Source organism: Streptomyces sp. NPDC058877 (assembly GCF_042742855.1).
In the GTDB taxonomy this organism is placed as follows: domain Bacteria; phylum Actinomycetota; class Actinomycetes; order Streptomycetales; family Streptomycetaceae; genus Streptomyces.
Genome location: NZ_JBHYMF010000017.1, coordinates 31,785 through 45,440, shown reverse-complemented (window position 1 = coordinate 45,440; position 13,656 = coordinate 31,785). Strand labels below are relative to the sequence as shown.

At 71.6% G+C, this 13,656-nt stretch carries 12 protein-coding genes; 1 reads left to right on the top strand and 11 read right to left on the bottom strand.

The window, feature by feature from the left end; all coding sequences use genetic code 11:
* Positions 1 to 142: 142 nt before the first annotated feature.
* The 10 genes from ACFW2Y_RS06615 to ACFW2Y_RS06570 form a co-directional block, all read right to left on the bottom strand.
* Positions 143 to 340 carry a hypothetical protein gene (locus ACFW2Y_RS06615; protein WP_384874473.1) on the bottom strand — a complete coding sequence of 66 codons (198 nt, stop codon included), beginning with the start codon at positions 338 to 340 and terminating at the stop codon, positions 143 to 145.
* 330 nt (positions 341 to 670) lie between these two features.
* Complete coding sequence (locus tag ACFW2Y_RS06610) at positions 671 to 1,465, bottom strand: ABC transporter permease (protein ID WP_384874470.1); 795 nt, start codon at positions 1,463 to 1,465, stop codon at positions 671 to 673.
* A 10-nt stretch (positions 1,466 to 1,475) separates the two neighbouring features.
* On the bottom strand, positions 1,476 to 2,249 hold the full coding sequence (locus ACFW2Y_RS06605; RefSeq protein ID WP_384874467.1) for an ABC transporter permease: 774 nt from the start codon (positions 2,247 to 2,249) through the stop codon (positions 1,476 to 1,478).
* Entirely contained in the window at positions 2,246 to 3,364 is a 1,119-nt protein-coding gene (locus tag ACFW2Y_RS06600; protein ID WP_384874465.1) for an ATP-binding cassette domain-containing protein, read from the bottom strand. Before ACFW2Y_RS06600 ends, ACFW2Y_RS06605 begins: the two co-directional genes overlap by 4 nt.
* Before the next feature lie 109 nt (positions 3,365 to 3,473).
* On the bottom strand, positions 3,474 to 4,478 hold the full coding sequence (locus ACFW2Y_RS06595; protein ID WP_384874463.1) for an ArsR/SmtB family transcription factor: 1,005 nt from the start codon (positions 4,476 to 4,478) through the stop codon (positions 3,474 to 3,476).
* The gene (locus ACFW2Y_RS06590; RefSeq protein ID WP_384874460.1) at positions 4,475 to 6,016 is read right to left on the bottom strand and encodes a methyltransferase; all 1,542 of its coding nucleotides are present in this window, start codon (positions 6,014 to 6,016) and stop codon (positions 4,475 to 4,477) included. Before ACFW2Y_RS06590 ends, ACFW2Y_RS06595 begins: the two co-directional genes overlap by 4 nt.
* 245 nt (positions 6,017 to 6,261) lie before the next feature.
* A complete protein-coding gene (locus tag ACFW2Y_RS06585; RefSeq protein ID WP_384874457.1) occupies positions 6,262 to 6,945 on the bottom strand; it encodes a small secreted protein in 684 nt (227 codons plus the stop codon).
* Positions 6,946 to 7,188: 243 nt separating this feature from the next.
* Entirely contained in the window at positions 7,189 to 9,534 is a 2,346-nt protein-coding gene (locus tag ACFW2Y_RS06580; protein ID WP_384874455.1) for a sodium-translocating pyrophosphatase, read from the bottom strand.
* A gap of 252 nt (positions 9,535 to 9,786) precedes the next feature.
* A complete protein-coding gene (locus tag ACFW2Y_RS06575; protein WP_384874453.1) occupies positions 9,787 to 10,245 on the bottom strand; it encodes an ATP-binding protein in 459 nt (152 codons plus the stop codon).
* Between the two features lie 15 nt (positions 10,246 to 10,260).
* Positions 10,261 to 10,614, bottom strand: a complete 354-nt coding sequence (locus tag ACFW2Y_RS06570; protein ID WP_015034520.1) for an STAS domain-containing protein — start codon at positions 10,612 to 10,614, stop codon at positions 10,261 to 10,263.
* A gap of 80 nt (positions 10,615 to 10,694) precedes the next feature.
* On the opposite strand from ACFW2Y_RS06570, the gene ACFW2Y_RS06565 reads away from it, so the two are divergent.
* Positions 10,695 to 13,232 (top strand): DEAD/DEAH box helicase, encoded by a 2,538-nt coding sequence (locus tag ACFW2Y_RS06565; protein ID WP_384874451.1) that lies wholly within the window; start codon positions 10,695 to 10,697, stop codon positions 13,230 to 13,232.
* Here ACFW2Y_RS06565 and ACFW2Y_RS06560 read toward each other — a convergent pair.
* Positions 13,126 to 13,599, bottom strand: a complete 474-nt coding sequence (locus ACFW2Y_RS06560; protein ID WP_384874450.1) for an Rv3654c family TadE-like protein — start codon at positions 13,597 to 13,599, stop codon at positions 13,126 to 13,128. The genes ACFW2Y_RS06565 and ACFW2Y_RS06560 overlap by 107 nt on opposite strands.
* Between the last annotated feature and the right edge of the window lie 57 nt (positions 13,600 to 13,656).

The following is a 13,656-nucleotide window of genomic DNA, read 5'->3' as shown; positions in this document are numbered from 1 at the left end:
TGTCAAACGGCGAAAGCCCGCAACGGCCACTCGAACGGTAACCCGAGTCTTGGCATTCCTGCCGCCCGGACTCCCGGTCGGGCGGGGCGCGCGGACGGGCCGGCGAGGTCAGAAGGAGGTCGGGGGCTGGCGCGGGGCGGGATCAGATCCGGCCGAAGCACCAGACGCCGAGGAGGAGGAACACGGAGCCGGCGAGGCTCGTCAGCGCGACCGCCGCGCCCGGAGCGACCCCGTGGACGACGGGCTCACGGTGCAGTGACCGCACGGTCGTCCACAGCAGCAGCGCGCCTCCGAACAGCGTGAACGCCGCCCCCGCGAAGATCGCCGGCCCGCTCTCCATGCCCGTACCCCGTTCCGTTCGCCTGCGGTCTTCGTCTCCCGCAGCCGAGGCTGACAGCTCTGGGCGTCGGGGGCACGAATTCCGGGTGAACGACGCGGGCCGCCCCCTACGGTTTCACGAAGATGGCCGGTAGTGATCCGCCGGCAAGTGGCCTTCCCCACCCCTTGTCTCCCCGCCCCCCTCTGGTGGCGCCACCGCACCGCGGGCATCGAGCGAAAAGTACCTTGCACAACAGTTCGTTCATTTTTGGGCGAAAATCTTTGTGCGGATCCTTCCGTTCCGTACCGACCCCGGTGCCCGGCAGCACTCGCCGACGGAGGGAGGCGTGCGTCACATGACGTCGAGCGTGGCCCGGCGCCGACTGCCCCGCTCGAAGACGGCGAGGAGCACGACGGCGAGCAGCCCCCATCCGAGGCCGACCGCAAGCTCGGCACCGAGAAGACGCCCTTCCAGGGCATCGCCCCCGGTCAGCCCGCGTGCCGCGTCCGCCGCGTGGGTGAGCGGCAGCAGCTCCCCGGCGATCCGCATCCACTGCGGCAGCGTCTCTTGGGGCACGGCGGCACCGGTCAGGAGCAGCAGCCCCGAGCTGGCCACGTTCGACACCAGGAACACGTCGCGGAAGCGCAACCCGAGCGCCCCGAGCGCGAGCCCGAAGGCGGAACAGCCACCCGCAGCGACGAGGAGCACCAGCCCCAGCGCAGGCACTGACCCGGCAGGCACGGGCAGGCCCAACAGGAGCACGGCTGCGGTGAGCACGAAGGCGCTGGTGAACAGCCCGTTGAGGACGTACGGGACGGCACGTCCGAGCCACAGCGGAACCCGGCGCCGCGGCGAGAGCAGAACGGCCCCGAGGGTTCCGTACCGACGCTCGTTGGCGATGGCCATCGTGCCGCCGTACACGCAGGAGGCGGAAGCTGCGAGGACGGCATTGCCGACGAGGTGGAAACGATCGTCGGCGACACCCAGTTCCCTGCCCAGGAAGACGAAGAAGAACACTTGGAGGAGCGGGCCGACCAGCAGCGTTCCAATGAACATCGGAGGAGTGGTCCAGTTGAAGAGCGCCCGGTAGGACATCGCCCCGCCGACGATGACGAGCCTGGCCGTGGCAAGAAAACGGAAGATCACTGCTGGCCTTTCAGGTGAGGGCGAGGGTGGCGGCGGCACGGGCCCGGCGCTCCACGCGCCCGAGGACGAGGACGGCGACGAGTGCGCATCCGGTCCCGAGCGCAGCGGCGGTGAGCAGCGGCGTGATCACGTCCCCGCCGGAGGTCGCCGCGTGCACGGCCCGCGCTCCCCAGGTCGTGGGCAGCACCCAGGAGACCGGACGGGTCCAGGCGGGCAGCACGGTGATCGGCACGAGCAGCCCGGACAGCAGCCAGACGGGGGTGTCGAGCGGGTTGGCGAGGGCATTGGCGTTGCGCAGCAGGACGAAGGTGGCGGCGAGCAGCAGCCCCGTCATCCCGAGGACCAGGACGCACACCGGAACGGCGAGCAGGAAGAGCAGCGGGTGCGCGAAGTCGAGCGGCACGTCGAAGAGCAGGACGCCCCAGAGGATCGTGGCGCCCATCGCGTACGTGCCGATGACGGCGGTCGCGAGGGTGATCGGGAGCAGCACGAGGGCGAGCGGCGTCGGCGCCACGACGAGGGTCTCCAGGGTGCCCAGCCAGCGCTGGTTCTGCACGGCGCCGCCCGAGCCGAAGAGCACGGAGCCCCAGATGCCCATGAGTCCGGCGCCGACGGAGGCGGTGAGCAGCCGGTCGGGATCGCCGGCGGCGCGGAACAGGTAGACGGCGAGGGTGGCGTAGACGAGCGGCACGAGGACGGCGAAGGTGATCTCGATCGGGGAGCGCGACATGGAGGAGACGTGGATGCGCATCCCGACAAGGAACAGCCGTGGCAGGCGCCTCATGCGGACGCCTCCTCGGTCACGCCCCCGGGCAGGCCAGCGGTCCCGCCCCCGGGCGTGGGGAGGGCCCCCTCGCAGAAGGCCCCCTCTCCGCCCGGGCCCCCTCCTGCGGCACCCTCCGCACCCGCAGTCGTCGCCTCCTGCCGCACCCCCTCCTCCACGATCGCGATGTAGGCGTCCTCCAGGGACGGTTCGCGGCTGGTGACCCTGCCGATCCGTACCCCGTCGAGCACGGCCAGGACGGGTCCGTGCAGCTCGGAGGCGCCACGACCGGTCTGCACGGCCACGGTCTGCAGGGCGCCGCGGTCCTCCACGGACACCCCCCGCACCCCGGGGACGCGCCGCAGCAGGTCGAGCCGCGCGTCATCGACGCCGTACGCCTCGACCTCCAGCACGTCCCGCCCCCGTACCCGCCCCTTGAGGGCGTCGGGAGCGTCGAGGGCACGGATCCGACCACCCGCGATCACGGCGATCCGGTCGCAGAGCTCGTCGGCCTCGGCCATGTGGTGCGTGGTGAGCAGGACGGTGGTGCCGGTGTCGGCCAGGTCGGCGACCGTACGGCGCAGATCGCGGGCGGCGACCGGGTCGACCCCGATGGACGGCTCGTCGAGGAAGAGGACGTCGGGGCGGTGGAGCAGGCCGCGGGCGATGTGGAGGCGCTGTCGCATGCCGCGCGAGTACCCCTCGACTCGTTCCCGCTCCCGGCCCGCGAGGCCGACCAGGTCGAGGAGTTCGTCGATGCGCCGCTTCTGGCCGCGGGCGGGGACACCGTAGAGCTCGGCGAAGTAGCGGAGGTTGTCGAGCGCGGAAAGCCGGTCGTAGAGCCCCCGGTCGCCGCCGAAGACGTAGCCGATCCTGCGGCGCACCGCGACGGGGTCGCGGGCCACGTCGTGGCCGAACACCCGGGCCGTGCCGGAAGTCGGCAGGAGCAGGGTGTTGAGCATCTTGATGGTGGTGGTCTTCCCGGCGCCATTGGGGCCGAGCAGGCCGAACAGTTCCCCCGGCGCCACCTCGAAGGTGACCCCTCGCACGGCTTCGGTCTCGGTGCGACGGGGCCGCGGCCATCCGGTCCTGCTGGTGAAGGTGCGGCGCAGCGCGTCCGCCTCGATTGCGAGCATGCGCCGGACGGTAGGAGCGGACGGGAGGACCGGACCATCGATTCGGGCGCGCCCGAATCGTCGGCCGCGGGGCCGGTCCCGCCCCCGCCACCGACCCCGCGGCCCGGCCTCAGGCGACGGCCGTGAGAACGCCCTCCCCCGCGAGGAGCGCGAGCAGCGAACGGCCGGTATCCGTCAACTGGTAGTAGACGGAACGCCCGACGCGGTGACGGGTGACCACCCCGGCCTCCGCAAGCACCGACAAGTGCTCGGAGACCGTGCTGGGCGCGAGCCCGAGGCGATCGGCGAGTCCGGCCGTGGTCAGGGGCCCGCCCAGTTCCCGCAGCACCGCGGCCCTGCCCCGGCCGAGCATCAGCCCGAGCCGGTCCTCGGCGACGGGCTCGGGCGGTTCGCGCAGCGCGGCGGCGCCCCGAGCCTGGAAACTGAGCGCGAACACCTCGGGGTCGTCCATCGAGTACAGCCGGCAGCCCTCCGCGAAGACCAGCGGCACCAGGACGAGTCGGCGCTCCCCGGGCGCGTACTCCACGTCGATGTGCTTGGTCAGTTCGAGGACCGGAGGATTCCAGCGGCCCCTCGTCTCCAGGCCTGCGAACAACGCGTCGACGCCCTCGGTCGCGAACGTCCTCGCCCGGACCAGCACTTCGTCCTCGACCAGTCGCCGCATCGTCGGCCAGTACGGCTCGACCGCCCCCTCCCAGTAGGCCTCGTACGCGTCGGCGAGCGCCGCGCAGGCCGCCTCCGGGTCCTTCAGGTACGGCCGCACGAAAGGAGCATCGGCCATACCGGGGTAGCAGAAAGCCACTTGGGCGCGGACGAACTCCGGGTCGGTGTCCCGCAGCGCGGCGAGCTCCTCCCGGACGTGGACCGTGCCGAACGGCCGGGGCAGCAGGAAATCGGAGACGTCCGTCGGGCCTTGGGTGAACAGGTCCCACAGCGGGCGGAGCCGATCGTCCTCGCGCCACACCTCACGCGCCCGTCCCAGCCACCCCTGGTAGGGCCAGGACGGGTGGCGGTTCGGCAGCGCGAGGTGCATCGCGCAGAACGCGTCGCGCAGCGGGCTGATCGCGATCCGGGTCGCCCCGAGCGAAGCCTCGTTCAGCTCGATCCGTATCAAGCGGCGTGCTCCTCCCCGCTGACGGGAACCAGGAAGCCCTCCTCGACGAGCAGTCGGATCGCCCGGGGCGTGCGGTCCCGCAACATGACCGGGTCCTCGCCCGTCAACTGGCCGATCGCGTCCAGGATGCGACCCGCGCTGAGCGTGCCGTCGCACACCCCGGCGAACCCGGCGCCCACGTGGTCGACCTTGGTGGCGCGGCGCATGCCCCGGTTCTGCCGGAGCACCACGTGCTCGGGGTCCTCGGCACCCGGCAGCCCCACCTGCTCCTGCACCACCTCGGGAGCGAGCACGAACCGGTCGGCGAGCAGCGCGGCGTCATCGCGGTCGCGCAGGTAGTCCTGGCGCTCGAAGTGGGCGCGGACGGCGGGGCCGAGGGGCTGCTCGACCGGGTGCGGCCACTCCTCGATGAGGATCGAGGGCTCGACGGCACCGGAGGCCACCGCCTCGCTCCGCCGGATCGTGATCCAGCCGAAGCCGATGGCGCGGGTCCTGCTCGCCTCGAAGGAGTCGAGCCAGCGGTCGTACGCCGCCCGATAGGCCTCCGGGTCCCCCCGGTGCTCACCGCTGTCCCGCAGCCAGAGCTCCGCGTACTGGGTGACGTCCTGGACTTCGCGCTGCACGATCCAGGCGTCGCAGCCGCGCGGCACCCAGGAGCGCAGCCGGTCCTGCCACTCTTCTCCCTCGACGTGCTGCCAGTTGGCGAGGAACTGGGCGTAACCGCCGTCGTTCAGCCGCTCCCCGGCCTGCTGCACGAGCGTGCGGCACAGGTCGTCGCCGCTCATCCCGCCGTCCCGGTAGGTCAGCCCGGCGCCGGGTGAGATCACGAACGGCGGATTGGAAACGATCAGGTCATAGGTGGCGCCCCGGACGGGCTCGAAGAGCGAGCCCGTCAACAGCTCGGCCTCCCGGGCCCCGGAGAGGGCCAGGGTGAGCCGGGTGAACTCCAGGGCGCGGGGGTTGAGGTCGGTGGCGGTGACCAGGGTGGCGTGCTGGGCGGCGTGCAGCGCCTGGATGCCGGAACCGGTTCCGAGGTCGAGCGCGGAGGAGACCGGCGTACGGACCGTGATGCCGGCGAGCGTGGTGGAGGCTCCACCGACGCCGAGGACGACGCCCTCGTCCTTGGTGCCGATGCCGCCGGCACCACCGACGGCACAGCCCAGGTCGGAGACGATGAACCAGTCCTCACCGTCCGGCCCGCCGTACGGCCGGACGTCAACGGTGGCGGACACCGTGCCGTCCGCACGGACCACCCAGCCGTCGGCGAGGGCCTCGTCCAGGGGAAGCGCAGCGGCGGCCCGGTCGTCCGCCACCGGCTCCTGGAGCAGGAAGAGCCGGACGAGCGTCGCCAGCGGGGAGTCACCACGGGTGGCGCGCAGGGCGGGCACGGTCTCGCTGCGGGCAAGCGCCGCGTAGGCCGGGGCGCCGAGCAGGTCGAGCAGTCCGTCGGCGGTGAAGTCGGCGGCGAGCAGGGCCTCGCGCAGACGGACGGCGTGCGTGGGCACCGGGAGGCGGGGGGGCAGGCTGGTCGTACTCACCGCTCCATTGTGACGGCCGCCACCGACATCGGGGCGGCCGACCCGGCGACGGCCGTCCGATCGCCCCCCGCCGAACCGGCCCGACGTCCTTCCCGGGCCGGTCGGACGTCCTTCCCGGGCCGGTCGGACGTCCTTCCCGGGCCGGTCGGACTGCCGGCCGAACGGGGGACGAAGACGGTGGGCCGGACCACGGCGACCGACCGAGGGCCCGTGTCGGGGCGCCGCCCGGCCGGTCGGCCCGGGTCCTACTCCTCTGCGTCCTTGCTCGCCGAGGGCTTCGCGGTCGACGGCTGGGTCGTCGCCTTCTGCGTCGGCTCCGCGGCACCGGGGTCCGCATCGGCGGTCGAGCCGGCCTTCGGGGAGGCGGACGTCTTCGGCGGAACCGAGGCCGTGGGCTTCTGGCAGCCGGGCTGCTTGGCCATCGCCTGGCCGAGCTCGCCCTCCTCCAGCTTGGACAGGGCGTTCTGGTCCATCTTCTCGATCTTGCTCAGACCGTCGGCAACGCCTTGGAGGCCGTCCGCGAACTTCTGCTGGTTCGTCGGGTCCAGTGCGTCGACCTGCTTCTTCAGCCCCTCGTAGGCGAGGGCGGTGGCATTGAGCTCCTTGATCGCGTCCTGCTGGACCTTCTCGCCGTTCTCGACGGGCGGGGCCCCAGCCGCCTCAACGGCCTTGGCGAGGGCCCGGTCGGCATTGGCGATGTCCTGGAACGCCTTCGAATCGGCGGCCTGGATCTCGGCGGGCTTGCTGTCGGCCGCCGTCGAAATGATGATCTGGTGGGCGTCGGCCCGCTTCTGGATCTGAGGCTTCGCCTGGTCGCAGAAGGTCTTCGCCCAGTCACCCACCTTGTCACCCTCGTCGTCGCTGCAACCGGACAGCGCGAGCACCAGTACCGCGCCGCCGGACAGTGCGGCCGCAAGCTTCTTGTTCAACGGATCGGTCCCTTCGAAGGCTCTCGGCCCCGGAACATACACGCCGAACGGGCTACTTCCACCTTTCGTGCGACGGATTCCTCCCAGATTGAAGCCTTTTGAACCAAGGGACGTGCCTCTCGAACACGCCGGGAACACACGGGAATGAGACGGACGCCACGTACGGACGGCGACACGGGCGCCCCGCACCGACCTCCGCCCCGCAGCGACCTCCGTCGGACGGGCTTCATGGCCGACGCCACCTCAGGACACTTCCACCGAACGCCTCTTGGAGACCCGAACGGCACTGATGACGACGAGGAGCGCAATCACCGCGACCACCGCCCGCACTCCGGCGCTCGCGTCACCGCCGTAGCTGAACCGCACGATCGCCGGCGCGATCAGCAGCGCCACCAGGTTCATCACCTTCAGCAGCGGGTTGATCGCCGGACCTGCCGTGTCCTTGAAGGGATCGCCGACCGTGTCCCCGATCACGGTCGCCTCGTGGGCCTCGCTGCCCTTGCCTCCGTGGTTTCCGTCCTCGACCAATTTCTTCGCGTTGTCCCAAGCACCACCCGAGTTGGCGAGGAAGACCGCCATCAGCGCCCCCGTGCCGATCGCCCCGGCGAGGTACGCCCCGAGGGCCCCGACGCCGAGCGAGAAGCCGACGGCGATCGGAGCCATCACGGCGAGCAGCCCCGGAGTGGCGAGCTCGCGCAGTGCGTCCTTGGTGCAGATGTCAACGACCCGCCCGTACTCCGGCTTCTCGGTGAAGCCCATGATCCCGGGATGCTCACGGAACTGTCGTCGCACCTCGTAGACGACGGATCCGGCCGAGCGGGACACCGCGTTGATCGCAAGTCCGGAGAAGAGGAACACCACCGCCGCACCGAGGATCAGGCCGAACAGGTTGTTGGGCTGCGAGATGTCCATGGAGAGCGTCAGTTCACCGGTCTTCACTCCAAGTTCCCCGAAGCCGTCGAAGCCGCCGAACTCGCCGACATCGGCGACCGAGGTCGCGATCGCGTCCCGGTACGAGCCGAAGAGCGCCGAAGCCGCCAGGACGGCGGTGGCGATGGCGATGCCCTTGGTGATGGCCTTCGTGGTGTTGCCGACGGCGTCGAGATCGGTGAGGACCTGGGCGCCGGCACCCGTGACGTCCCCGGACATCTCCGCGATGCCCTGGGCGTTGTCGGCGACCGGGCCGAACGTGTCCATGGCGACGATCACTCCGACCGTGGTGAGCAGTCCCGTCCCGGCGAGGGCCACCGCGAACAGCGCCAGCATGATCGAGGCGCCACCCAGTAGGAACGCCCCGTAGACGGTCAGGCCGATCAACAGGGCCGTGTAGACGGCGGATTCCAGCCCGAGCGCCACCCCCGCGAGGACGACCGTCGCGGGGCCGGTCAGCGAGGACTTCCCGATGTCCCGGACCGGTCGCCGGTTCGTCTCGGTGAAGTAGCCGGTGAGCTGCTGGATGAGCGCTGCCAGGACGATGCCGAGCGCGACCGCGACCAGGGCCAGGACCCGAGGATCACCACCGTGGTCGCGGATGCCCGGCTCGGTGACGCCCTCCAGGTCGGCGTACGAGGACGGCAAGTAGACGAAGGCGGCAATCGCGACGAGCACCAGCGAGATGACCGCCGAAACGAGGAAGCCGCGGTTGATCGCGCTCATTCCGCCCCGGTCGGCACGCCGCGGGGCAACCGTCAGGATGCCGATCACGGCGGTGACCACGCCGATCGCCGGAACGATCAGGGGGAACGCGAGGCCGTGGTCCCCGAACGCCGCCTTGCCGAGGATGAGCGCGGCGACCAGGGTCACGGCATACGACTCGAAGAGGTCGGCCGCCATGCCTGCGCAGTCGCCGACGTTGTCGCCGACGTTGTCGGCAATGGTGGCGGCGTTGCGCGGGTCGTCCTCGGGGATGCCCTGCTCGACCTTGCCGACCAGGTCGGCGCCGACGTCGGCGGCCTTGGTGAAGATGCCGCCGCCCACGCGCATGAACATGGCGATGAGCGCGGCACCCAATCCGAAGCCCTCCAGCACCTTGGGCGCATCGGCCGCGTAGACGAGGACCACGCAGGCGACCCCGAGCAGTCCGAGGCCGACGGTGCACATGCCGACGACCCCGCCCGTGCGGAACGCGATCCGCGTGGCCCGGTGCGCGACCTCGCTGGGATCCTTCTCGGGTTCGCCGGGTGCCGGAGTGGCCTCCCTGGCCGCGGCGGCGACCCGCACGTTGGTCCGTACGGCGAGCCGCATGCCGATGTATCCGGTGACCGCCGAGAAGAGCGCGCCGACCAGGAAGAACAGGGAACGCCCGGCACGCTGCGACCAGTTGTCCGCCGGGAGCAGCATCAACAGGAAGAACACGGCCGCAGCGAAGACGGCCAGGGTCCGCAGCTGCCGCGCGAGGTAGGCGTTGGCCCCCTCCTGCACGGCGGCGGCGATCTCCTTCATCCGCTCGGTGCCCTCACCGGCCGCGAGGACCTGGCGGACGAGGAGCCGTGCGACGACCAGCGCGGCCAGGGCGACGGCCGCGACGACGACCACGATCGTCCGGTTCCCGCTCGTGAGCACCGCCGCGGCGAGGGAAATGGGGTCCATGGAGACGGATCATAGGGAGGCGAACCGTAACAAACGGGGATGCCGGACGGCTGCCACGCGGATGCACCAATCGACCTGCACCGGCACGTCGACCTCGCCCGGACGTGCGGAGACTCGGAAGGCGCACGGTCAGGGCCGGCAGGACGAACGGGCTCGACGCCGACGCGGTCGAGCCCGGAAGCCGGCCACGCAGAAGGGGCCCCGCGGCTGCGGGACCCCTTCTGTTGCTCCACGTACGTGCACGCGAACGGGTCAGGACAGGACGTCCGCCGAACTCACCGGCCAACTCATCCGGATCGTGCCGCCGTCCTCGCCAGCGCTGACTTCGACGTCGTCGACCAGCCCGCGGATCACCGCGAGCCCCATCTCGTCCTCGCCGTCAGCGTCGTCGAAGTCCTCGGCCGGGGCCGCGGCCCGGGCACCGGGGACACCAGCGGCATCGGCCGCCGCGACCCCCGCACCCGGCACTTCGTCACCGACCTCGATGGAGAACGTCTTCTCCTCCTCGGTCAGGACGACCCGAATGGGGGTCATGACGTCATTGCTGCGATGCAGCCCGACCGCACGGGAACAGGCCTCACCCACAGCGAGACGCACCTCGTCGAGGACCGCCTCGTCCACGCCCGCCCGGCGCGCGACCGCAGCTGCCACCAAGCGGGCCGTGCGGACGTGCTCGGGCTGGGCGGTGAAGCGGAGTTCAACGGTGGCCATACGAACCCCCTGGGCTCAGTCGACGGCGTTGACGGCCTCGTCGACCGAGGTGTGGATCGGGAACACCTTGGTGAGACCCGTGATCCGGAAAATCTTCAGAATGCGCTCCTGGTTGCAGACCAGGCGCAACGAGCCCTCATGGGCGCGCACGCGCTTCAGGCCGCCGACGAGCACGCCGAGGCCGGTGGAGTCGAGGAAGTCCACGCCCTCCATGTCGACGACCAGGTGATAGCTGCCGTCGTTCACCAACTCGACCAACTGCTCGCGCAGCTTGGGCGCGGTATACACATCAATCTCGCCACCGACCTCGACGACCGTACGGTCACCACCAGCACCGGACACATTGCGAGTCGACAGGGACAGGTCCACGGATCCTCCAGCACCTTGCTATCGAGCGATCGTTCTCTCGGGACTCCGGGGCGAAGCCGAGGAACGGAACGCCAGCCGCGATGGCATTCAATCATTTACCAGCAACCATGCACGACGCCTTAGAAGCATTGTCCGTCATGGCAGTGACACACTCGATGCCGATGGCCAAGAATCACCAGCCCCGTCGTCCGGCCGGGGAAACGGGCAGTCGCCCTTCTCCCGGCACGGTCCTCGACCGGCTCTCCTCGGGCGAGAGCCGGTCCGCGCGCATCACTCATACGGAGCACATGCCCGCCCGAGAAGGCCGTCATGCCGTCTGGCCGCACCGCATCCGACCGGAAGTGATCGCGGCGATCCAGGAGGCCGGCATCGAGCACCCCTGGGCCCACCAGGCCGAGGCCGCCGAGCACGCCCTGGACGGCGAGTCCGTGGTGATCGCCACCGGCACCGCCTCGGGCAAGTCGCTCGCCTACCTCGCCCCGGTCCTCAGCGCCCTCCTGGACGGCTCCGAGGCCGCGAACGGCCGCGGTGCCACCGCCCTCTACCTCGCACCCACCAAAGCCCTCGCAGCCGACCAGCGACGCGCCGTGCGTGCACTGGCCGCCCCACTCGGCAACCGAATCCGCCCCGCCGTCTACGACGGGGACACGCCGGTCGAAGAGCGCGAGTGGGTCCGCCAGTACGCGAACTACGTCCTGACCAATCCCGACATGCTGCACCGAGGCGTGCTCCCCTCCCACCCCAGGTGGTCCTCCTTCCTGCGCTCCCTGCGCTACGTCGTGATCGACGAGTGCCACACCTACCGGGGGGTCTTCGGCTCCCACGTCGCCCAGGTGCTGCGCCGCCTGCGACGGATCTGCGCCCGGTACGGTTCCGACCCGGTCTTCCTCCTCGCCTCTGCCACCGCGGCCGAGCCCGCCCGGGCCGCCGGCCGCCTCACCGGCCTCCCGGTCACCGAGGTGTCCGACGACGCCTCCCCGCGCGGCGAACTGGTCTTCGCCCTGTGGGAGCCGCCACTGACCGAGCTGCACGGTGAGCGCGGTGCGCCTGTGCGCCGCACCGCCACCGCCGAGACCGCCGACCTCCTCACCGACCTGACCCGCCAGGGCGTACGCTCGGTCGCCTTCGTCCGGTCCCGGCGCGGTGCCGAACTGATCTCGGTGATCGCCCAGGAGCGACTGGCCGAGACCGACCGTGCCCTGGCCCGGCGCGTCGCCGCCTACCGGGGTGGTTACCTCCCCGAGGAGCGGCGCGCCCTGGAGCGGGCCCTCCACTCGGGCGAACTCCTCAGCCTGGCTGCCACGACCGCCCTGGAGCTGGGCGTGGACGTCTCCGGCCTGGACGCCGTCGTGATCGCGGGCTACCCCGGCACCCGCGCCTCCCTGTGGCAGCAGGCGGGCCGCGCCGGCCGCTCGGGCGAGGGCGCCCTCGCGATCCTGGTCGCCCGGGACGACCCGCTGGACACCTTCCTGGTGCACCATCCAGAAGCGATCTTCGAGCAGCCGGTCGAGACGACCGTCCTGGACCCCGACAACCCGTACGTCCTCGCCCCCCACCTGTGCGCAGCCGCTGCGGAGATCCCGCTGACCGAGCCGGACCTGGCCCTCTTCGGCCCGGCCGTGCCGGACCTGCTGCCGCAGCTCGAAGGCGCCGGCCTGCTGCGCCGCCGCGCCACCGGCTGGTACTGGACCCGGCGCGAGCGGGCCGCCGACCTCACCGACATCAGGGGCGGCGGCGGCAGCCCGGTCCGCATCGTGGAGGCAGGCACCGGCCGTCTCCTCGGCACCGTCGACGAGGCCGCCTCCCACACCACCGTCCACGAGGGCGCCGTCCACCTCCACCAGGGCCGCACCTACCTGGTCCGAGAACTCGACCTCAAGGACTCCGTGGCCCTCGTGGAAGAGGCCGTCCCCCCGTACTCCACCACCGCCCGCGACACCACCTCCATCACCGTCCTCGACACCGACACCCAGGTTCCCTGGGGAGCCGGGCGCCTCTGCTACGGCTCCGTCGAGGTCACCCACCAGGTCGTCTCCTTCCTGCGCCGCCGATTGATCACCGGCGAGGTGCTCGGTGAGACCAAGCTCGACCTGCCACCCCGTACCCTGCGCACCCGGGCCGTGTGGTGGACGGTCACCGAGGACCAGCTCGACGCCGCCCGGATCACCCCGGAGATCCTCGGCGGCGCCCTGCACGCCGCCGAACACGCCTCCATCGGCATGCTGCCGCTCTTCGCCACCTGCGACCGCTGGGACATCGGCGGCGTCTCCGTGCCGCTCCACCCCGACACCCTGCTGCCCACCGTCTTCGTGTACGACGGCCACCCAGGAGGCGCGGGCTTCGCCGAGCGCGCCTTCCGCACCGCCCGTGCCTGGCTGGCGGCCACCCGGGAGGCCATCGCCTCCTGCGAGTGCGAGGCGGGCTGCCCCTCCTGCGTCCAATCCCCGAAGTGCGGCAACGGCAACGACCCGCTCCACAAGCGCGGCGCCGTCCGCCTCCTGGCGGAACTCCTCAGGGCCGCCCCGGAACCGCTCCGGGAGGCCACGGGGGAGGCGTCCCCGCCATCGGAACCCTCGCCGGCGGTGGAAACGGCCCCGGAGGGCCTGCCCGGGACCTGACCTCCGGCCGGTACGGGCCGTGCACTCCCCTCGCGATCACCTCTGCGACTTCGTCCCGTACCGAGCACCGCACCAGCTCGGCGCCCTGTGCGGAGGCCACCCTGGATGCGGCGGCGCACGCCTCGGCCTCTCCCCACAGGGCCCGGTCCGCGGCGGCGAGAGCCGCCAGGTCGGCGGCCCCGCCCGCCCGGTGCCTGGCCACCACCGCCTGCCCCAGCGCAAGCACGGTCCCGAACACCACACACAAGGTGCAGGCTGCGAACACGGCCCATGCGGTCGCCGCCCCGCGATCTGTACGGCGCGCTGCTCGCCCGAGCTCCCGGAGGAACAAACGGCGGCCCACCCGACAGAGCGACGGCCGGACCATCCGTCGGGCCCGTCCCCCACCCTCCCGCCGAAGGATCCCCCGACCCCGAACCCCGTA

What these genes read in the sequence shown, in the direction of transcription:
- ACFW2Y_RS06575 (WP_384874453.1), bottom strand. Translation starts at nt 10,245, where the DNA reads ATGGCCACCGTTGAACTCCGCTTCACCGCCCAGCCCGAGCACGTCCGC.
- ACFW2Y_RS06615 (WP_384874473.1), bottom strand. Translation starts at nt 340, where the DNA reads ATGGAGAGCGGGCCGGCGATCTTCGCGGGGGCGGCGTTCACGCTGTTC.
- ACFW2Y_RS06560 (WP_384874450.1), bottom strand. Translation starts at nt 13,599, where the DNA reads ATGGTCCGGCCGTCGCTCTGTCGGGTGGGCCGCCGTTTGTTCCTCCGG.
- ACFW2Y_RS06600 (WP_384874465.1), bottom strand. Translation starts at nt 3,364, where the DNA reads ATGCTCGCAATCGAGGCGGACGCGCTGCGCCGCACCTTCACCAGCAGG.
- ACFW2Y_RS06565 (WP_384874451.1), top strand. Translation starts at nt 10,695, where the DNA reads ATGGCATTCAATCATTTACCAGCAACCATGCACGACGCCTTAGAAGCA.
- ACFW2Y_RS06580 (WP_384874455.1), bottom strand. Translation starts at nt 9,534, where the DNA reads ATGGACCCCATTTCCCTCGCCGCGGCGGTGCTCACGAGCGGGAACCGG.
- ACFW2Y_RS06605 (WP_384874467.1), bottom strand. Translation starts at nt 2,249, where the DNA reads ATGAGGCGCCTGCCACGGCTGTTCCTTGTCGGGATGCGCATCCACGTC.